Genomic DNA, 18,918 nt, shown 5'->3' with positions numbered 1-18,918 from the left:
CGTCGTGATTCTGCTGGATAACATTCGTTATGAAGTCGGCTCAGGTAGCCGTCGGTTCTTGTCCAGAACGGCGAGTAGTAAACGCCGCGGATCAGGCGCACATCGCGGATCGGCTCAGGGCCGGAGCGTAGCCACACGGGGCAGGTGGCTCGACTTCGCGTTGTCCGATGTGTCACTGCGTTTTGATAATTCCACGATCACGTATCTCGTTGGCCTTAATGGTGTGGGCAAATCGACGCTGTTAAAGATCATGGCCGGAATTGTGCCTGTCGCGTCGGGAACGGTCAGCGTGGATGGCGTCGATCCGCGGAAATGGGACGGGCCCGGCCGCTCATTGGGGGTGTTCCTGGATACAACGGCGAGCGAAATGAAGCAGTCGGGGCGTCATCATTTGCATTGGGTAGCGTCGGCAAAAAGACTGTCCTGGGATGAAGCCGACGACATGATTATGCGGGTCGGGCTTGGGGCCGTGGCGGATAGGCCAGTGCGTAGTTATTCGCTCGGGATGCGTCAGCGGTTGGGCGTTGCGACTGCGCTGCTCGGGTGGCCGCGGAACATCATTATGGATGAGCCGATGAATGGCTTGGATCTCGCGGGCATGTTGTGGTTGCGGTCCTTGATGCGGGATCTGGCCGAGCGCGGTCACTGCGTTGTGGTGGCGTCGCATCATTTCGCGGATGTGGAGCGGACTGCGGACAGGGTGGTTCTGCTTGAAGGCGGGACGATTGTGTCGCAAGGTTCGGTTCGCGATGTTGTCGGGACTCATGCGTCGTTGGAAGAAGCTTTTATCGACGCGATTCCCCGCGCGCTCAATCACGCGGTCGCTGTTGGCCACAACGGCGCGGAGCCCGTCGGCCGCAATAATGCTGGTAGGGGGAGTGGTCATGCCCGGCAGATCTGATAGCGCTCAGATCAACAGTGCCGCGCGAAAGTCGGGGCTGTTCCCCTGGCGCGCGTTCTATTCCGCATGGGCTTCAGAGTGGGTGCGGCTAAGCGGCTGGCGAGGACCTTTCATACGTGTCCTCGTGCCATTGGGCATCGTTCTGCCCTTGGTGGTGACGCTGGTTATCGGCGGTGTCGCGGAATCGCTGCACGGTAACGGTGGCTTGATTCAGGTTCGCGAAGTATCGACGACGAACGCGAACTATTGGGTGATCTACTTGGGAATCACCATGTATGCCGTCGTCGCGACCTACGCGCAGGCCTCCTCGATGCGAGGGCCTGTTGGCGAGCTGGACTCCGTGCTGCACCCACGACCAGTCCCGTCGATCATCGCTCGCTGGCTGGTCGTGTCTGTTGCTGCGGCCATCGGGTCGTTTTTCTCCGTCCTCATGGTGATGGTTGCCTTGCCGGCGTTATATCCGCAGGTGTACGGGTCTGTGTCCGCCTCAAGCGTCGAGGGCGTGCGGTTCTTGTGGGCGGCGCCGCTCTATGCGGTCGCAGCGTGTGGGATTGGTGTGGGAATCGGTGCGCTCGTTGCGGTCCCGGCGGCCGCGATTACCGTTATCACGGTGTGGTCGCTCTTGATCGAGAACGCTGTCGTGTTCGTCCCTCACGGGGGTGAACTTGTGGGGTGGATGCCGTTTCTGAACGGAATTTATGGCACAGGCCAAGAGATAGCTCTCGAGCCACCGTGGAGCAGTAACGGCTCGTTGCTCTACGTCATGGGGTGGGCTGCAGTGATTATGCTTTTGGGTATCTGCTCAGCGGTTAGACGGTCCCGTCGACCCCGCTAACCGACGCGTAACGTACACCATGACTAGGGCGTTCCTCGTGTCGGGACGGCACCCGAAAGGGGGATTTCGCTGTGACGAACGTGTTTTTAGAGCAGAATAGACACATGAGCGACGAGAACATCATCACTGAACTGTCCGACGAGGAAGTCTTCGACTTTCTCTCTTCTGTAAAGCTAGGGCGCCTGGTTGTCAGGTCCGGTGAGGACATTGACATTTACCCGGTCAATTATGTTGTTGATCCCGGCGACGGCGAGCGTCCAAAGTCCGTCCTTTTCCGCACGTCAGAGGGGTCAAAGCTGGTCTCGCTGACCGTCAACGATAAGGTTCTTTTCGAGGTTGACTCTTTCGACGAGTCCGATGCCACATCGGTCGTCATTCGCGGTCGCGCACATCGTTTGACCAGCACGGCAGAGATCAACGAAGCAGACAAACTTGAGCTCAAACCGTGGCTTCCCACGTTGAAATACAACTATGTGCGGGTCGTCCCAGACTCCGTGTCAGGCCGTCACTTCAAACTCGGCGACGAACCTGACCGGTACATGAGCACGAAGTACTAGCACAGATTATTGCTTCCACCATGTGTCGGTAGGGGCCACCGGCATGCTGCGCTTATGGCGGCTCACCGTGTAGAGATGCTCGATGCGGTCGATGGCTTCCTGCGGCAGCCCGTCGACGCCTTCGAGGTAATCGTCGATCTGTGAGTAGGTCACGCCGAGTGCGTCTTCATCGGGCAGCGCGGGGCGGTTGTCTTCCAGGTCCGCTGTGGGAACCTTGCTCCACGTGCTGGGGGGCGCGCCGAGTTCCTGAAGTAGCGCTGCACCCTGCCGTTTTGTCAGGCCTGAGAGCGGGAGAATATCCGCGCCGCCATCACCGTACTTGGTGTAAAAACCGGTCACGGCTTCTGCGGCATGGCCAGTGCCGACGACGAGGAGGCCAAGCTGCCCGGCCGCCGCATATTGGGCGACCATGCGGATGCGCGCTTTGACATTTCCCCGGTTGAAATCGGTAAGACAGTGAATTCCTAGCGACGCCGATACCGTCTTTGTTAACGCTTGGGTAGCATCTTTGATATTGATGGCGACGGTCCGATCGGGCTCGATGAAGTTCAGAGCGCGCTGGGCGTCGTCCTCATCTGCCTGCTCTCCGTAGGGGAGCCGTACCGCGTGGAAGCGTACCTTGGTTCCTTCTTGCTCGCGGACACGCTCGACGGCGAGCTGGGCCAGGCGGCCGGCTAGCGTCGAATCCTGGCCTCCCGAAATGCCCAGGATAAAGCCCCTAGCCTCCGTGGAGATAAGGTACTCAGCCAGGAATGAAACTCGTCGTCCGATTTCTTCCTGTGGATCAATGGGGGACTGGACGCCGAGGGAGCGTCGTATGTCGTCGCGAAGATCGCTTGTCATTCCCCCATGGTAAAACGGTTGGGCAGCTGATGTACACCGGTGTCGGTAATTGACGTACACCGGTGTGGGGTAGGTGAGGAATTGGGCATAAAGTTTTGGATTTCGGCCTGGTCGCGGTACCATAGCGGTTCGTGTCATAGTCATGTGGGTGAACTGCGATGATTTCGCAGGAATTATCCACACCAGACTGTGTTGTGTAGTGGCCGATCACCACAGGTGGTTGGCTTTTACTAGCCCAGCCGACGAAGAAAGGAGCGCCCGATGAAGGTCCGTAAGTCCCTTCGGTCGCTGAAGAACAAGCCGGGCGCTCAGGTTGTGCGCCGTCACGGCAAAGTTTTTGTGATCAACAAGAAGGATCCTCGTTTCAAGGCCCGCCAGGGTTAATTGACTCAGTAGCCGTCGCCAGCAGGCAGCAAAAGCTGTATAGAAAGCGACGGTCGACATTGAGCTGAGCGCTGAAGAAGCGCCGAACCGGCAGCTTTCCGTTAGGAAGGTTGCCGGTTTTTGCGTTTCGCTGGCAGGGTGGTCCGGAAGCGCTCTGCTTCCTGGGGGAGGCATCGTGCTTCACGGATGACGTTGTGCACTCCGTCGATAATGAACATCTATGTAGCAAAACTGATGCTTAAGTCGGTGCGGCATACATGTAGTGATTCGTAATAGTGACGACCTTGGAATTTCGTCTTTGTAATTACTACATATAGTGGTGGTGCGCCGATTTAAATTCTATCTATTGTGTTTTTGTCGTCGGTGGGATAGAGTTAATTCCCGTTGCACGGGCCGAACAAAGGGTGAGGATCCGCAGGATAATCACCTCGTTCTCGCGGTAAAAGTGCCCGTCGATAAACAATTGCCGCAGCAAAAGTAGTGCATCAACAGAGGGAGAATTTTCTATGGCCGTCACCGTCTATACCAAGCCCGCCTGTGTTCAGTGCACTGCTACAAAGAAGGCTCTCGATCGTGCAGGCGTCGACTACGAAACTGTCGATATCACCATGGACAGCGACGCTCGCGACTACGTGATGGCTCTGGGCTACTTGCAGGCCCCTGTCGTTGTCGCTCAGGATGAGCACTGGTCGGGGTTCCGCCCGGATCGTATTAAGAGCCTGGTTACCTCCGCTGCATAGAGCGCCGCTGCACACGTCGTCGCCGTTCGACGAGGACTTGCGTGGCGCGAAATCTTATCTTTTGGTTGTTCTGCAGAGTTAATAGGCGGTTCCCTGCAATGCGTGGCCCCGCCTTATTTTCATTTTTCTTTCCATTTTAACAGTTTCAGTCACCAGAAAAGATGAAAAATAATCATGTACCTCGTCTATTTCTCTTCGGCGACGAATAACACGCAGCGGTTCGTCGATAAGTTGGGTATGCGTGCAGACCGGATACCGCTTCGACGTACCGAACCTGACCTGATCGTCGACGAGCCGTATGTGCTGATATGCCCAACATATGGTGGTGGGGCGTCGATAAGCCGGCAGGAAACGAGGCCTGTGCCAACCCAGGTGATTCATTTCCTGAACAACGAGCAAAACCGCAGCTTGATTCGGGGTGTTATCGCATCGGGTAACACCAATTTTGGTCCAGATTATGGCGTCGCGGGCGATATTATCGCAGAAAAGTGTCATGTTCCTTATCTTTATCGGTTCGAATTGATGGGAACCCAGGAGGACGTGGCCATCGTGAAACAGGGCCTCACCGCGTTTGAGGCCAATGGGATGAGGCGGCACGCAGCATAAGTAATGCGAACCGCCTGTATGAACTCTCATCACAGACCGAACATCAATCACGAAACGTCAGTACAGAAGTTCCCCCTCAACAATTAGGAGATTCTAGGTGTCAGATCTCGGCAAAACAGTAGCAGAACCTGTTCGGTCTACAGAGCAGTTAGATTTCCATGCTCTCAATGCCATGCTTAACCTCTATGATGAGAATGGCAAGATTCAGTTCGACAAAGACCGCGAAGCGGCTAATCAATTTTTCCTTCAGCACGTTAATCAGAACACGGTGTTTTTCCATGATTTGGAAGAAAAATTTGATTACTTGATCAAGAACAACTACTACAACGGTGACGTTGTCGAGAAATATGAATTTTCCGACATCAAAGATCTGTTCAAGCAAGCCTATAGCTATAAGTTTCGCTTCAAGACGTTCCTAGGCGCATACAAGTATTACACTTCATACACGTTGCGTACTTTTGACGGGAACCGTTACTTAGAGCGCTATGAGGACCGAGTATGCATGGTTGCCTTGGGGCTTGCCGATGGTGACATTTCTCTAGCACGTCGTCTCGTCGATGAAATTATTCAGGGCCGTTTTCAGCCGGCAACCCCGACGTTCCTCAACATCGGCAAAGCTCAGCGTGGTGAACCAGTTTCATGCTTCCTTCTCCGCATTGAAGACAATATGGAGTCGATTGGTCGCTCTATCAACTCTGCTTTGCAGCTATCTAAGCGTGGCGGGGGAGTAGCGCTCCTGCTGTCTAACCTGCGTGAACAGGGCGCCCCGATCAAGAAGATCGAGAACCAATCGTCCGGCGTCATTCCAGTAATGAAGCTCCTGGAAGATTCCTTCTCTTACGCCAACCAGTTGGGTGCGCGTCAGGGAGCTGGGGCAGTTTACTTACACGCACACCATCCGGATATTTTGCGCTTTTTGGACACCAAGCGTGAAAATGCGGACGAAAAGATCCGTATTAAAACGTTGTCACTGGGTGTAGTTATCCCCGATATTACGTTTGAATTGGCCAAGCGTAATGATGATATGTACTTGTTCTCGCCGTATGACGTTGAACGAGTCTACGGGAAGCCATTCTCAGACATCGGCATCTCTGAGCATTACGACGAGATGGTGGAAGATCCTCGCATTAAGAAATCGAAAATTAATGCGCGGCAGTTCTTCCAGACTCTGGCCGAGATTCAATTCGAGTCCGGGTATCCGTACATTATGTTTGAGGATACAGTTAATCGCGCGAATCCCATCGCTGGGCGCATTAATATGTCTAACCTCTGCTCAGAGATCCTTCAGGTCAATAGCCCGTCGGAATTTAACGCGGACCTGACGTATCAACATATTGGCGACGATATCTCGTGCAACCTCGGTTCGCTGAACATTGCGATGGTCATGGATAGTGATGACTTCGACGGAACTATTGATACCGCTATCCGTGGGTTGACCGCGGTCTCAGATCAAACGTCCATCGATTCAGTGCCATCCGTCCGGCAGGGCAATGAACATTCCCACGCGATCGGCTTGGGCCAGATGAACCTGCACGGCTACCTGGGTCGCGAGCACATCTACTATGGCAGCGAAGAAGCGCTCGATTTCACCAACGCCTATTTCGCCGCCGTCATGGTGGCCTGCCTCAAGGCATCCAATCGCCTCGCCAAGGAACGGGGCGTGACGTTCACCGGCTTCGAGGACTCCGATTACGCGTCGGGTGCTTTCTTTGATCGGTATGATCCGAAGGACTTCGCACCGAAAACAGAGAAGGTCAAGCGCATCTTTGAGGAATCGTCGATTTCGGTAACGACGCCTGAGGAGTGGGCCCAGTTACGGGAGGATATCCAGCAGTACGGCCTCTACAACCGAAACCTTCAGGCTATTCCTCCGACGGGTTCTATTTCGTATATCAACAACTCGACATCGTCGATCCACCCGATCGCGTCGAGAATTGAAATCCGTAAAGAGGGCAAGATTGGGCGCGTTTACTATCCCGCCCCGCATATGAACAATGACAACCTTGACTATTTCAAAGATGCTTATGAAATAGGATATGAAAAGGTTATCGATACGTATGCGGTAGCAACGAAATACGTAGACCAAGGGCTGTCGCTTACCTTGTTCTTTAAAGACACCGCAACGACGCGCGATATTAACCGCGCACAGATTTACGCGTGGAAGAACGGGATTAAGACCTTGTATTACATTCGTCTGCGGCAGGCGGCCTTGGAAGGTACAGAGGTCGAAGGTTGCGTCTCCTGCATGCTGTAACGGTTGGGCTGTAATGGTTGGCCAGTGACAGCGTGCTACGCGCCCGCCGTTACAGCCGTGCCGCAACAAGTAAGGCCGAAACAGGCATAAAAATCGGCCCCATATCGCGATGATATGAGGCCGTTGGTTACCTAACTAGCCGGCACATGCCAACTAGTTTTTCCGACTTAGTTTTAGCGCTGACCAAGCTCGGCATCGAGGCGGAGAATGCCCGCACCGTCGTCGCCAACAAGCTCAAGGCGATCGAGAATCTCGTTAACTGTGTCTTCTTCTTCGATCTGTTCGGTCAAGAAGCGGTCGATTAACTGGCGGGAATCGAGGTCGCCTTCAGCATCCGCAGTCTTAGCAAGATCGCGAATCAGGCCCGATACCTTCTTCTCGTGCTCGAGGGCAGCTTGGAATGCGTCCTTTGCTGACTGAATGTTGAGCTCAGGAACGGAAAGGGTCGAGATGGTCACCTGACCACCGCGAGCCAAGATGTGGTCGCTGAAAGCGTGAGCGTGTCCGAATTCCTCATCGACTTGTTCACGCATCCAGTCCCGCATGCCTACCAAGCTAAGGCGATCAAGCTCCAGCCCTAGTTGCTTGTAAACGAGCGCCGCCTGGAGTTCGGCGTTGAATTGGTCATTGAATGCTTTCTGCATTGTGTCACTGATAGCCATGCCCCGATTATATAAAACTTTTTTGTTTTGGCCAATTATTTTTGAAACATTTTCAGGACTGAATTTTTTAGTTTAAGCAAAAAATAACCCGAATGTGAGTTTTAGGGTTCGCTACCGTCTGGTTTATTCTCCACGATATTTCACTACCCTCTCTCAAGATTTACAATTTTAGAATTAAACCTACGTCTAGTTTTTAAGGAAGTGGGCGTTGTCCTATGAGTCTAAAATTCGCGGCTTTGACCAAAGAAAGTCGAACAGTTTTCCCGCGCAAAACTGCCACCGACGCTAAAGATTTGATTCGAGTAATGAGAGGGGAGCCTATGTCGTCGGGTAAGGGCTAGACTTGGCCGGTACGGGACTGACGGATACTGGCAGTTGATATTTACAGTGTTGAAAGGGGCACTTTTATGAAGAAGACCAACGCAATTACACCGGTCCGATGGGGGACAAACGGGAACAACCACGATCGCCCCATCGCCGCCATCGACTGGAACACCATTCCCGATGACAAAGACCAAGAGGTGTGGGATAGGCTCACAGGGAACTTCTGGCTACCAGAGAAAGTTCCGCTCTCTAACGACATCAAGAGCTGGGGCACCCTCAACGAACTCGAACAGCGCACCACGATGCGCGTATTCACCGGCCTCACCATGCTGGACACCATCCAGGGCACCGTCGGCGCAGTTTCTCTCATTCCCGACGCGCTCACCCCCCACGAGGAAGCTGTTTACACCAATATTGCGTTCATGGAGTCGGTCCACGCCCGCTCCTACTCGTCGATCTTCATGACGTTATCGTCGACACCGGAAATTAACGACGCCTTCCGGTGGTCCGAGGAGAATGAGAACCTTCAAGACAAAGCTCGGATCGTTCTCGACTATTACGAGGGTGACAATCCGTTCAAGCGGAAGGTGGCGTCGACACTACTTGAGTCCTTCCTCTTCTACTCGGGCTTCTACTTGCCGATGTACTGGTCCAGCCACGGCAAGCTCACCAACACTGCCGACGTCATTCGCTTGATTATTCGCGACGAAGCAGTCCACGGCTACTACATCGGTTATAAGTACCAGCGCGGCCAGGAGGCTCTGACGCAGTCCGAGCGCGATGGTCTGAAGGAGTACACCTTCGACCTTCTCTACGAGCTGTATGACAACGAAACGCAGTACACCGAAGACCTCTACGACGAGCTGGGGTGGACTGAGGACGTCAAGCGTTTCTTGCGCTACAACGCTAATAAGGCCCTAAACAATCTGGGATACGAAGCGTTGTTCCCCGCCGACGAAACCCGCGTGAGCCCGGCGATCATCTCGTCCCTGAACCCCGGAGCCGATGAAAACCACGACTTCTTCTCGGGATCGGGATCCTCCTATGTAATAGGTAAGGCGGAATCCACGACCGACGAAGACTGGGATTTCTAAGGCGGCTCGAAGCCAGCGTCGGAGATAACGCCCACAACCGGTTTTTACTTCCCGAGGCCGACACGTCTCTTCCCCCTACTGTGTGGAAGATGGCCGAAAGGGCTGGCCTTTATGTGGTACACAGCGTTACTATATTGAACATCGTTGGTGTACTTCAGGCTATTGTCCGCCGATCTTCAGAAAACTCTAAGGCGCCCTCGTTGAGTTGTTGGACATCGCAACAACCTTTTCGACGTTGTTTGCGCTGGTGACAGCGTTCTGAGTGGTTAGGGCGGGGCGTGGTCGACGCACGCCGGCAATGACAATGACGAGGAATCTGCTTCACGTGAAGGCAAGGAGCAGCTTCCGAATTCAGGAGGAAAGTATGACTGCTGTAGCGCCTAAGGTTGACCAACCGGTCGCCCCTGCTAGGCCAAAGCCGTCAGGAACCACCCCGAAGGGGGGATTTGCCTGGCGCATGCTGACCACGACGGACCATAAGCAGCTCGGGATGATGTACATCATCACGTCGTTCTGTTTCTTCTTCCTCGGTGGTCTCATGGCCCTATTGATTCGTGCTGAGCTCTTCAGCCCGGGTCTTCAGTTCTTGTCCAATGAACAGTTCAACCAGCTGTTCACCATGCACGGCACCATCATGCTGCTGCTATACGGCACGCCTGTGGTGTGGGGCTTCGCAAACTACATCATGCCGTTGCAAATCGGCGCACCCGATGTGGCGTTCCCTCGGTTGAATGCACTGGGCTTCTGGCTCACACTCGGTGGCGGCATTCTGATGCTGTCGGGCTTCTTTACCCCTGGTGGAGCCGCTGACTTCGGCTGGACCATTTACTCGCCGCTGTCCGACGCTCTTCACTCGCCGGGTATCGGTTCTGACATGTGGATCGTCGGCGTTGGTGCTGGTGGTGTAGGAACCATCGCGTCGGCTATCAACATGATTACGACGATCGTGTGCCTCCGTGCCCCGGGCATGACAATGTTCCGCCTGCCGATCTTCACCTGGAACATCCTGGTTACCTCGATCATCGTTCTGCTGATCTTCCCGATGCTGACCGCAGCTGCCCTCGGTGTGCTGTACGACCGCAAACTCGGTGGCCACATTTATGACCCCGCTAATGGTGGCGCAATCTTGTGGCAGCACCTGTTCTGGTTCTTCGGTCACCCTGAGGTGTACGTCTTGGCCCTACCGTTCTTCGGTATCGTGTCTGAGATTATTCCGGTCTTCTCCCGCAAACCGATGTTCGGGTACGCCGGGCTGGTGTTCGCGACGCTGTCGATCGCTGCTCTGTCGGTTGCTGTGTGGGCTCACCACATGTTCGTTACCGGCGCTATCCTGCTCCCGTTCTTCTCATTCATGACGTACCTGATCTCGGTGCCAACCGGTGTGAAGTTCTTCAACTGGGTGGGAACGATGTGGCGCGGTCACATCACCTTTGAGACCCCGATGCTCTGGACCATGGGCTTCCTGGTGACATTCCTCTTCGGTGGTCTGACCGGTATTATGCTGGCTTCACCGCCGTTGGATTTCCATGTGTCGGATACCTACTTCGTGGTTGCTCACTTCCACTACACCCTGTTCGGTACCATCGTGTTCGCCTCCTGTGCAGGCGTCTACTACTGGTTCCCGAAGATGACGGGACGTATGTTGGACGAGCGGCTGGGCAAGATCCACTTCTGGATGACAGTCATCGGATTCAACGGAACGTTCTTGGTTCAGCACTGGCTCGGTGACGAAGGTATGCCACGTCGTTACGCTGACTACCTCCCGACCGACGGATTCACCGGTTTGAACCAGTTCTCCACGATCTTCTCCTTCATCCTTGGTATCGGATTCCTGCCGTTCATCTGGAACGTGTTCAAGTCGTTCCGCTACGGAGAGATCGTGACCGTTGACGATCCGTGGGGTTACGGAAACTCCCTCGAGTGGGCAACGTCCTGCCCGCCCCCGACCCACAACTTCACTTCGCTGCCCCGTATCCGTTCCGAGCGTCCAGCCTTCGAGCTTCACCATCCTCAGATGGTTGAAAAGATGCGAGCTGAAGCTCACATCGGTCGGCAGATTTAATGAGAGTGGTTGTGTGTTTGCTCACTGAATGTGAGAAACATAGTATTCAGACCTCCTGAATAAATGAGACGGCCCCCATCCACATGGGTGAGGGCCGTTTCTGCTATCACCACTAGAATCCGAGCGCCACTCAGGCACGATTACAAGGCCTTGTGAACCGCCCACCTGCCCACCTCGCCAACCACGCCTAGGAGCAACTGAAATACACCATGGCCCCCAAGCTCTCCATTAATCTCATTGACGGCTTCCGCCCCGCCGTCGTTATCGCCTCTGGCCCCGATCGCCCGGGTGTCAGTGCGGCGCTGTTCCGTGTCCTCGCCGCACATGGCAGTCAACTGCTCGACATCGAACAGTCCATCTTCCGTGGCCACTTGTCCCTGGCCGCGCTCGTCGGATGCCCACCTCACAAAATCGGTCGTCTACGTGACGATCTTGTCGAAACGCTAGCCACCTACGACTGCACCGTCGAGATCGAATTTGACGACCAGGCTGTACCGTCACGCCCATATTCCAGCCATGCCGTCGTCGTTTTAGGTAATCCAGTTACTGCGGAACACATCTCACAGATCGGGCAAGTTCTCGCTGATTACGGGACAAACATTGATACCTACCGGGGCATTTCTGATTATCCGGTCACCGGTGTGGAGCTTAAGGTTTCGGTGCGGGATCCCCGGCCCGGCGGCAGTATTGCGCTACGCAAAGCTTTAGCTGAGCTCAGCACCCGCATCGGTGTCGACATTGCTATTGAGCGCGCCGGCTTGGCTCGGCGGTCCAAGCGTCTCATCTGCTTCGATTGCGATTCGACATTGATTCGGGGTGAGGTGATCGAAATGCTGGCAGCCCTTGCCGGCAGAGAGCAAGAAGTAGCAGAAGTAACGGCCCGGGCGATGCGGGGAGAAATCGACTTTGAAGAATCATTACGGGAGCGCGTCGCTACTCTGCGCGGTTTAGACAGCGCGGTTATTGAGGACGTCGCGAAAAATATTGTCCTTACACCTGGGGCGCGAACGACGATCCGGACCCTCAAACGAATGGGATACCACACCGCGGTCGTCTCAGGAGGGTTTATCCAGGTTATCCAACCGTTGATTGATGACCTCGATATCGATTTCGTCCGGGCCAACACCTTGGAGATCGTCGACGGCAAGCTGACCGGAAAAGTCGTCGGCGACATTGTGGGCCGGGAAGCTAAGGCGCGATACCTCAAGGAATTCGCCGCGACCTCGGGACTAGCGATGTATCAGACCGTGGCTGTGGGGGACGGCGCAAATGACATCGACATGTTGTCCGCGGCGGGGCTCGGCATCGCCTTTAACGCTAAGAAAGCGTTGCAAGAGGTAGCCGACGCGTCCGTGAACTTCCCGTTCCTTGACGAAGTGTTGAGCATTTTGGGTATTGACCGCGACGATGTTGATGCCGCTTCTGATGCCAAAGAAACTGACGCCGAAGGAACAACGTCTCAGGAGTTAAATCATGACTGATGACGATGGCCACATGGAATCCGCAGCCGGCGTCAGAAACGCACATTCGCTCTTAGCGTCGGTTCTCGGTGATGGCGTCAACCAGCCCGATGGGGAGGACCCCCGTGATCCCAACACTGTTCAAGCGATGCCAATCGTGCTGAACATGCCGAAATCATCGTCGCCCCGTCGCCGAGACCTGTTGGAAGCCGCGGCGTTAGCGTCGGCACTCGTGTGCCTCGACTCCCGTGTTGGAAGCGACGGGGCATGGCGAGAATCGCTATCTCGGTGGTACGGAGCACGAATCCGGAAAATTGCGCGACGTGCGCGGACGTCGGGGCAGTGGTCGAAAGTGCAGAGCATTCCGGGAGTCACGGTCACGATTGGGGAGTCATCTGCGCGTGCATTTCTTCCCGGCCCGGTCCGCGATGTTGATCCGAGAATTGGAAAACTGCAGATTTCCGGTACTGATCTTCCGCGCGAGGACGCCGAGCAGACTGGGCGCATAGGTGGTAGCGATCCCGTGCACCCAACCATCGCATTAAATGAGGACTTGGAGATGTCAGTCGGAAAAGCTGCAGCTCAAGTGGGCCATGCAGCGATGTTATGGGCTGCTCATGCTTCATTCCCGACCGTTGAACGGTGGCTCCATGAACCGCGGTTCACCATCGTCGAGGTATCGGGTAGCGAGTTAGAGGCGGCTGCCCGTCGCTATGGGGCTGGCCACTACGTCGAGGTGGTCGACGCTGGTTTCACCGAAGTAGCCCCAGGTAGCAGAACCGCGGTCGCATTTGATCCTGACGCGCCTATTTCTTGACAAGCCGTTTGAGGGCATCCCGCGTTTGTTCGAGCGAGGTCGTGCGCCACAGGTCCGGCATAGACGCTGCGATAAACGAACCATAGCGTTTGGTTGCGAGCCTGGGATCGAGAACAGCGACGACACCACGATCATTCACGGACCTCAGCAGTCGCCCTGATCCCTGCGCCATAAGAAGCGCTGCGTGCGCTGCTGAGACTTCCATGAAACCATTGCGTCCCGCCGCGTTGGCCGCGTCGGAACGAGCTTTTAAGAGCGGATCGTCGGGACGGGGAAACGGAAGCCGGTCGATAATAACCAAAGATAACGATGGCCCGGGGACATCGACGCCCTGCCATAACGACAACGTGCCGAACAGCACCGAGTTCTCGTTGTTGGAAAAAGACGTGACCAGCGCGCCTATCGAATCCTCGCCTTGGCAATAAATGTCGAAAGGCAGGACTTCCCGCATCGCATGTGCGGCGGCGTCGGCGGCGCGTCGGGACGAAAACAAGCCCAATGTCCTCCCACCAGCAGCGGTAATGAGAGTGTGCATTTCCTCAATAGCCTGCTCCGACATGCCGTCCCGGCCGGGAGGAGGTAAGTGGTCCGCTACATAAAGGATCCCCGAGCGTCGCGCATCAAAAGGCGTCCCCACGTCCAGCGTGGTGTACGTGTTTTTACGCAAACCCCACTGCGCCGCCAAGGCATCGAACTTCCCACCCAGGGCCAGCGTCGCCGATGTCAGAATCACGGTATTGGCGTCGAAAAGATTCTTGCTCAGTAGCGGTGCAACCGAGAGTGGCGCCACCATCACTCTGCCGTTCTCACCATTCTCTTTCCACACCACATCGTCCGGTTCCAGGGACGTACTCCGACCTTGCTGCTCGAGCTGATTACCATACGAAAGGACCCGCGTGCAGGTATGCTGCAGCTCATCCAGGGCCGAAAGCACCGCCTGCCGCTCCGCCGCCTTCTCCGGATCATTCGACAACGAATCGGCGGACACACTATGCACCGCTGTAAACGCAGTATTGATGTGTTTCCGCAAATCCTCCACATTGCCGGCAGCACCATCCGGAAACGGTTTCCAACGCCCATCATCCACCACAGCGTCGATGTACGACTGCCAATCATCGATGCTATTCATCAGCGACGATGACGCCTCGTCATCAAACTTGGCGACGCGACGCGCCGTCGCCCTCATACCCGGTGCTGCCAGCTCCTGCGTTGCCACCGACGTGATACGCCCGTCCAGCTCATGCGCCTCGTCGACAATAACAATGTCATGCTCAGGCAGGATGTGCCCCTCGGACAATGCATCGATGGCCAGCAAAGCGTGGTTCGTGACGATAACGTGCGCATCACGCGTTTTATCGCGCGCACGCTCCGCGAAACACTCCTCGCCGTGCGGGCATCGCGACGCACCGATACACTCATTCGCGGTCACACTGACCTGCTTCCACGCCAGGTCGGAAACGCTGCTCTCCAAGCTGTCGCGGTCGCCGTCGTCAGTGTCGGATGCCCACTCGTGTAATTCCTTTACCTGCCGTCCGACGCGCGAAATCTGGCCGGGATCAATCAGCGGACTCTCACTGTCATCCTCGACGCCGAGCTTATTCAGGCACAGGTAATTAGACCGTCCCTTGAGGATCGCGAAATCGATCTTGCCCAACGTGGGTTTCAATGCCTCTGCGATACGGGGAAGATCCCGGGAAATCAGCTGACGCTGTAGCGCAATCGTCGCTGTCGACACGACGATCGTGGTATCCGTTTCGACAGCATGCGCGATCGCCGGAATAAGATAAGCCATCGACTTCCCAGTTCCGGTACCAGCCTGCACCGCCAGATGCTTCTCCATCCTGATCGCTTTTTGGATGGAGGAGGTCATCCGCGATTGGCCATCACGCCGGGCACCTCCCATCGCGGTAACGACGGTGTCGAGCAAGCGCTCTGCGTCGTACTTTTCATTATCATTGCTCGGTTGAGCATCGGTTTGACGAGTCTTCGAACCCATATGTTTCCGGTGAGCCGCCTAGAACCCGACGAACCGGGTGGAAATAGCAGGTTCATCGGCGGACAGGGCGAGGCCTTCCCATGGCAACGTGATGAGCGCTTGAGAGAGGTACTCGCGGCACGCCTCGAGCGAGGGGAGATTGCCTGTTATTTCTCCATCGCGCATCAGGGCCACAGTCAACGGGCGCGCATGCAGGCCGTTGTACAGTTTCGGGGCGTCGTCGTCGAAGTGCGTGATAACTTCCTCAACCGCGGTTCCAGATTCTCGGACGGCGCGGTAGGCACGCTTGGTGCCGCCGTGCGAGATCTTGTGGCTTGAGCGTTTCGCCACGGGCAGTCCGTCGACCTCAACGAGCTTGTACACCATTTCGGCGGTGGGGTGCCCAGAACCGGTCACCACAGACGTGCCGACGCCGTACGCGTCGACGGGCTCGGAACGCAGCGCAGCAATTGCGAATTCGTCGAGGTCGGAGGACACGACAATCTTCGTGTTCGTTGCTCCTAAGGAATCCAACTGGTCGCGGACCTGACGTGCTAAAACGCCTAGTTCGCCAGAGTCGATCCTGATGCCGCCTAGGTCAGTGCCGGCGACATCGATGGCGGTGCGCACGCCAGCGGCAATGTCGTACGTGTCGACGAGAAGCGTCGTTCCTATGCCGAGGGTGTCGATCTGCGTACGGAATGCTTCGTCCTCATGGGCTCCGTTGTCGGTGGTGTGCGCCAAAGTCCATGCGTGCGCTGCCGTTCCCGCTGAGGGGATGTTGTAGCGGTACGCGGCCTCCAAGTTACTGGTGGAGGAGAAGCCTGCGAGGTAGGCGGCGCGGGTGGCGGTGACCGCGGCATATTCGTGGGTGCGTCGGGATCCCATCTCCATGATGGGCCGACCCTCAGCGGCGGTAACCATTCGCGCTGCTGCCGTTGCGACGGCCGAATCGGCGTTCATGATGGAGAGAATCACTGTTTCCAGCACTACGCACTCAGCGAATGTTCCGCGGACCGTCAAAATGGGGGAGTATGGGAAGTAGAGTTCGCCTTCGGAGTATCCGTCGATATGGCCTGAGAAACGGTAATTGCGTAGGTACTCAATTGTTTCGTCGCTAAGGAAGTCGAGGTATTCGAGTTGTTCGTCGGTAAAGACGAAATCGCGGACAGTGCGTAAAACTCGGTCGGTACCTGCAACAACTCCGTACCGACGTTGTCCGGGGAACCGTCGGGCGAAAACTTCGAAACTCACTTGTCGGTCCGCTGTGCCATCTTTAATGGCTGCGTCGAGCATCGTGAGTTCGTATTTGTCGGTGAGTAGTGCGCTGGAGCGTCGAGTGGTGTCCTGGGGGTGGGAAGCGTTCATGGCGATCATGATAGTGGGTGCCGGGGACAAACGTATATGAATGGATAACCCGCCTCCTCGGTCGCCGTGCGAGGCGTCGGCACGGTTCGCTGGGTTCCTGTGAGTCGGCATGGTTTCTGGCTAAAGTGGACACCATGAGTCCTGCCGCAGCTCCCTTAGCTACCCCCGAAACAGACACACAGACGATGACAGAACCTGATCTCCCATGGCTGTGCATCGTGTGGGATGACCCCGTCAATCTGATGAGTTATGTCACCTATGTGTTTGAAACTGTGCTGGGCTATGGGCGTGCTAGAGCGACGGAGCTGATGATGAAAGTGCATACGGAGGGCAAGGCGGTCGTGTCGTCGGGGGAGCGCGATAAGGTAGAAGTCGATGTCAAGAAGCTGCAGACTGCGGGTTTATGGGCCACCATGCAGCGTTCTGAGGGCTAAAGCTAGGGCGGTAAGCTGCTTGTAGTTGTACTCGCTTCGTATGACGTACCGACGAATCACGTGAGGGATAAGCTGTGGAGCCGTGGAAACCCCGTAAAGGGTTGCTGAAGAAGAGGACAATAAACACGACCTTTGAGCCCATGGAGCGGGAACTTCTGGGTGACGCGGCGGCAGACTTGTGCAATGCATTAATTGAACGCCAGCGGAGCGCTCCCAAGGATGTGCTCGAGGAGGTGACGGGGATCAGTTCGGGCCACTCCGAAAAACCGGAGGACCCGGGCTTGGCGCGCTTGCTTCCCGACTTTGAAACGTCGGAGGCCGAAGAGTTTGAGGGCGACAATGGGATGCTCCGTCAGCTTCACGAACCGGAAATTATTTCCCAGAAGCTTACGAATCTTCGTTATATTGTCGACGCTTTAGGCCCCGATGGGTCGGTCAATGTGTCGTTGACCTTTGACGACGTTCCACGCTGGTTAGCTGGGCTGAACGACATCCGCATCTATAAGGCTGCAGCCTTTATTGACGACGAGGGGCATTTGCCTGAAGCTGGCCCCGACGCAGGGTTTGATCGGAATTTCGTCGAATGGCTGGCGGTGTGCCAGGAGTCCTTACTTGAAGCGTGGCGCTCATGAAAAATAGCCCCATTGGAGTTTTTGATTCCGGGGTAGGCGGGTTAACTGTTGCGCGGACCATTGTGGACCAAGCCCCGACCGAGTCGATCATGTATGTCGGAGATACCGCGCACGCCCCGTATGGACCCAAGCCCCGCGAAGATATCATCCGGTATTCGACGGCGATTGCCGACGACCTCGTCGCCCGCGGCGCCAAAATGATCGTGATCGCGTGCAATACGGCCGCGTCGGTGTTCTTGGATAAAGCGCGGGAGCTCTACGACGTCCCCGTCGTGGGGGTGATCGAGCCGGCGTCGCGACGCGCGGTCGCGGCAACGCGCAATGGCCGCGTCGGAGTGATCGGAACGACGGGAACGATCGCGTCGGGAGCGTACCAGCGATGCATCGCGAATCTGGATCCGAACATCGAGGTCCATGCCGTCGATTGCCCGCAATTCGTGCCCTTCGTCGAGCGTGGCATCACGACGGGCCGGCAGATTATGGGCTTAGCGGAGGCGTATTTGGAGCCGTTGCAGGATGTCGGCGTCGACACTGTGGTGCTGGGGTGTACTCATTATCCGCTGCTCACAGGGGTGATTCAGCTGGTGATGGGGGATAACGTGACCCTGGTGAGCAGCTCCGAGGAGGAGGGCAAGGAGGTTCCGCGGGTCCTTTATCAGGAGGATTTGTTTAACGACGCTAACCCTGAGGCGGAGTCGTTGGATGTGGTGGATGCCAACGTCGTGAATGACTATGCGGGTCCTGAACCTGTTCGGACCTTTGAGTCGACCGGTGATCCCCATCGGTTTGCCAGGCTGGCCAGGCGTTTCTTGGGCCCGTCGATTACCCAAGTGAGCCACGTTGAGGGCCTTACGGATATGTAGATCCGTGATCTTCATCTCAGCCAGATGATGGAGTGATGATCGAGACAAAAGCGCGCAAAATTGCAGCTTTAATCGCCATGATGTGCGCTGGTCTGGCACTATAAACA

18 protein-coding genes are annotated in these 18,918 nt (G+C 55.9%); 14 read left to right on the top strand and 4 right to left on the bottom strand.

Going from position 1 to position 18,918, the window contains the following annotated elements:
- The first annotated feature begins 4 nt into the window (after positions 1–4).
- From CKROP_RS07050 to CKROP_RS07040, 3 genes are all read left to right on the top strand, one after another.
- Complete coding sequence (locus CKROP_RS07050; RefSeq protein WP_012732045.1) at positions 5–901, top strand: ABC transporter ATP-binding protein; 897 nt, start codon at positions 5–7, stop codon at positions 899–901.
- A complete protein-coding gene (locus tag CKROP_RS07045) occupies positions 885–1,736 on the top strand; it encodes a hypothetical protein (RefSeq protein WP_012732044.1) in 852 nt (283 codons plus the stop codon). The genes CKROP_RS07050 and CKROP_RS07045 overlap by 17 nt, the downstream gene beginning before the upstream one ends.
- Before the next feature lie 104 nt (positions 1,737–1,840).
- Positions 1,841–2,293: a pyridoxamine 5'-phosphate oxidase family protein gene (locus CKROP_RS07040; protein WP_041628869.1), complete on the top strand. Its 453-nt coding sequence runs from the start codon at positions 1,841–1,843 to the stop codon at positions 2,291–2,293.
- Positions 2,294–2,299: 6 nt separating this feature from the next.
- Here the strand turns inward: CKROP_RS07040 and nadE are convergent, their stop codons facing one another.
- Positions 2,300–3,136, bottom strand: coding sequence for an NAD(+) synthase (gene nadE, locus CKROP_RS07035; protein WP_041628868.1), 837 nt, complete (start codon positions 3,134–3,136; stop codon positions 2,300–2,302).
- 261 nt (positions 3,137–3,397) lie between these two features.
- Between nadE and ykgO the strand changes: the two genes are divergently transcribed.
- The 4 genes from ykgO to nrdE all read left to right on the top strand — a co-directional run bounded on the left by ykgO (position 3,398) and on the right by nrdE (position 7,120).
- Positions 3,398–3,520: a type B 50S ribosomal protein L36 gene (ykgO, locus tag CKROP_RS07030; protein WP_012732041.1), complete on the top strand. Its 123-nt coding sequence runs from the start codon at positions 3,398–3,400 to the stop codon at positions 3,518–3,520.
- 506 nt (positions 3,521–4,026) lie between these two features.
- The gene (gene nrdH / locus CKROP_RS07025; protein ID WP_012732040.1) at positions 4,027–4,260 is read left to right on the top strand and encodes a glutaredoxin-like protein NrdH; all 234 of its coding nucleotides are present in this window, start codon (positions 4,027–4,029) and stop codon (positions 4,258–4,260) included.
- A 174-nt stretch (positions 4,261–4,434) separates the two neighbouring features.
- Complete coding sequence (gene nrdI, locus CKROP_RS07020; RefSeq protein WP_012732039.1) at positions 4,435–4,866, top strand: class Ib ribonucleoside-diphosphate reductase assembly flavoprotein NrdI; 432 nt, start codon at positions 4,435–4,437, stop codon at positions 4,864–4,866.
- A 97-nt stretch (positions 4,867–4,963) separates the two neighbouring features.
- On the top strand, positions 4,964–7,120 hold the full coding sequence (gene nrdE / locus CKROP_RS07015; protein ID WP_012732038.1) for a class 1b ribonucleoside-diphosphate reductase subunit alpha: 2,157 nt from the start codon (positions 4,964–4,966) through the stop codon (positions 7,118–7,120).
- 173 nt (positions 7,121–7,293) lie between these two features.
- Here the strand turns inward: nrdE and CKROP_RS07010 are convergent, their stop codons facing one another.
- Complete coding sequence (locus CKROP_RS07010; RefSeq protein ID WP_041628867.1) at positions 7,294–7,782, bottom strand: ferritin; 489 nt, start codon at positions 7,780–7,782, stop codon at positions 7,294–7,296.
- A 407-nt stretch (positions 7,783–8,189) separates the two neighbouring features.
- Here CKROP_RS07010 and nrdF point away from each other — a divergent pair, with 407 nt between their 5' ends.
- The 4 genes from nrdF (at position 8,190) to CKROP_RS06990 (ending at position 13,539) form a co-directional block, all read left to right on the top strand.
- Positions 8,190–9,200, top strand: coding sequence for a class 1b ribonucleoside-diphosphate reductase subunit beta (gene nrdF / locus CKROP_RS07005; RefSeq protein ID WP_012732036.1), 1,011 nt, complete (start codon positions 8,190–8,192; stop codon positions 9,198–9,200).
- Positions 9,201–9,564: 364 nt separating this feature from the next.
- A complete protein-coding gene (gene ctaD, locus CKROP_RS07000) occupies positions 9,565–11,262 on the top strand; it encodes an aa3-type cytochrome oxidase subunit I (RefSeq protein ID WP_012732035.1) in 1,698 nt (565 codons plus the stop codon).
- A 209-nt stretch (positions 11,263–11,471) separates the two neighbouring features.
- Positions 11,472–12,743, top strand: a complete 1,272-nt coding sequence (serB, locus tag CKROP_RS06995) for a phosphoserine phosphatase SerB (protein ID WP_012732034.1) — start codon at positions 11,472–11,474, stop codon at positions 12,741–12,743.
- Positions 12,736–13,539, top strand: coding sequence for an aminoacyl-tRNA hydrolase (locus CKROP_RS06990; RefSeq protein WP_052292385.1), 804 nt, complete (start codon positions 12,736–12,738; stop codon positions 13,537–13,539). The genes serB and CKROP_RS06990 overlap by 8 nt, the downstream gene beginning before the upstream one ends.
- Here the strand turns inward: CKROP_RS06990 and CKROP_RS06985 are convergent.
- Together CKROP_RS06985 and CKROP_RS06980 are read right to left on the bottom strand one after the other, a co-directional pair.
- Entirely contained in the window at positions 13,529–15,535 is a 2,007-nt protein-coding gene (locus CKROP_RS06985) for an ATP-dependent DNA helicase (protein WP_012732032.1), read from the bottom strand. The two genes, CKROP_RS06990 and CKROP_RS06985, sit on opposite strands and share 11 nt — an antisense overlap.
- Positions 15,536–15,553: 18 nt before the next feature.
- Entirely contained in the window at positions 15,554–16,882 is a 1,329-nt protein-coding gene (locus CKROP_RS06980; RefSeq protein ID WP_041629462.1) for a nicotinate phosphoribosyltransferase, read from the bottom strand.
- A gap of 134 nt (positions 16,883–17,016) precedes the next feature.
- On the opposite strand from CKROP_RS06980, the gene clpS reads away from it, so the two are divergent.
- From clpS to murI, 3 genes are all read left to right on the top strand, one after another.
- Positions 17,017–17,316, top strand: a complete 300-nt coding sequence (clpS, locus tag CKROP_RS06975; protein ID WP_041629461.1) for an ATP-dependent Clp protease adapter ClpS — start codon at positions 17,017–17,019, stop codon at positions 17,314–17,316.
- A 74-nt stretch (positions 17,317–17,390) separates the two neighbouring features.
- On the top strand, positions 17,391–17,948 hold the full coding sequence (locus CKROP_RS06970; RefSeq protein WP_012732030.1) for a DUF2017 domain-containing protein: 558 nt from the start codon (positions 17,391–17,393) through the stop codon (positions 17,946–17,948).
- Complete coding sequence (murI, locus tag CKROP_RS06965) at positions 17,945–18,811, top strand: glutamate racemase (RefSeq protein WP_012732029.1); 867 nt, start codon at positions 17,945–17,947, stop codon at positions 18,809–18,811. Before CKROP_RS06970 ends, murI begins: the two co-directional genes overlap by 4 nt.
- The last annotated feature ends 107 nt before the right edge of the window (positions 18,812–18,918 follow it).

The sequence above is a fragment of the Corynebacterium kroppenstedtii DSM 44385 genome (assembly GCF_000023145.1).
Lineage (GTDB): Bacteria > Actinomycetota > Actinomycetes > Mycobacteriales > Mycobacteriaceae > Corynebacterium > Corynebacterium kroppenstedtii.
Note: the sequence above shows the minus strand (reverse complement) of the source record. Positions and strands in the feature narration are given on the sequence as shown.

Bases quoted from the DNA above. Each gene is read 5' to 3' on its own strand.
- CKROP_RS07045 (WP_012732044.1), top strand. From the start codon at position 885: ATGCCCGGCAGATCTGATAGCGCTCAGATCAACAGTGCCGCGCGAAAG.
- CKROP_RS07040 (WP_041628869.1), top strand. From the start codon at position 1,841: ATGAGCGACGAGAACATCATCACTGAACTGTCCGACGAGGAAGTCTTC.
- nadE (WP_041628868.1), bottom strand. From the start codon at position 3,136: ATGACAAGCGATCTTCGCGACGACATACGACGCTCCCTCGGCGTCCAG.
- ykgO (WP_012732041.1), top strand. From the start codon at position 3,398: ATGAAGGTCCGTAAGTCCCTTCGGTCGCTGAAGAACAAGCCGGGCGCT.
- nrdH (WP_012732040.1), top strand. From the start codon at position 4,027: ATGGCCGTCACCGTCTATACCAAGCCCGCCTGTGTTCAGTGCACTGCT.
- nrdI (WP_012732039.1), top strand. From the start codon at position 4,435: ATGTACCTCGTCTATTTCTCTTCGGCGACGAATAACACGCAGCGGTTC.
- CKROP_RS07010 (WP_041628867.1), bottom strand. From the start codon at position 7,782: ATGGCTATCAGTGACACAATGCAGAAAGCATTCAATGACCAATTCAAC.
- nrdF (WP_012732036.1), top strand. From the start codon at position 8,190: ATGAAGAAGACCAACGCAATTACACCGGTCCGATGGGGGACAAACGGG.
- ctaD (WP_012732035.1), top strand. From the start codon at position 9,565: ATGACTGCTGTAGCGCCTAAGGTTGACCAACCGGTCGCCCCTGCTAGG.
- serB (WP_012732034.1), top strand. From the start codon at position 11,472: ATGGCCCCCAAGCTCTCCATTAATCTCATTGACGGCTTCCGCCCCGCC.
- CKROP_RS06990 (WP_052292385.1), top strand. From the start codon at position 12,736: ATGACTGATGACGATGGCCACATGGAATCCGCAGCCGGCGTCAGAAAC.
- CKROP_RS06985 (WP_012732032.1), bottom strand. From the start codon at position 15,535: ATGGGTTCGAAGACTCGTCAAACCGATGCTCAACCGAGCAATGATAAT.
- CKROP_RS06980 (WP_041629462.1), bottom strand. From the start codon at position 16,882: ATGAACGCTTCCCACCCCCAGGACACCACTCGACGCTCCAGCGCACTA.
- clpS (WP_041629461.1), top strand. From the start codon at position 17,017: ATGAGTCCTGCCGCAGCTCCCTTAGCTACCCCCGAAACAGACACACAG.
- murI (WP_012732029.1), top strand. From the start codon at position 17,945: ATGAAAAATAGCCCCATTGGAGTTTTTGATTCCGGGGTAGGCGGGTTA.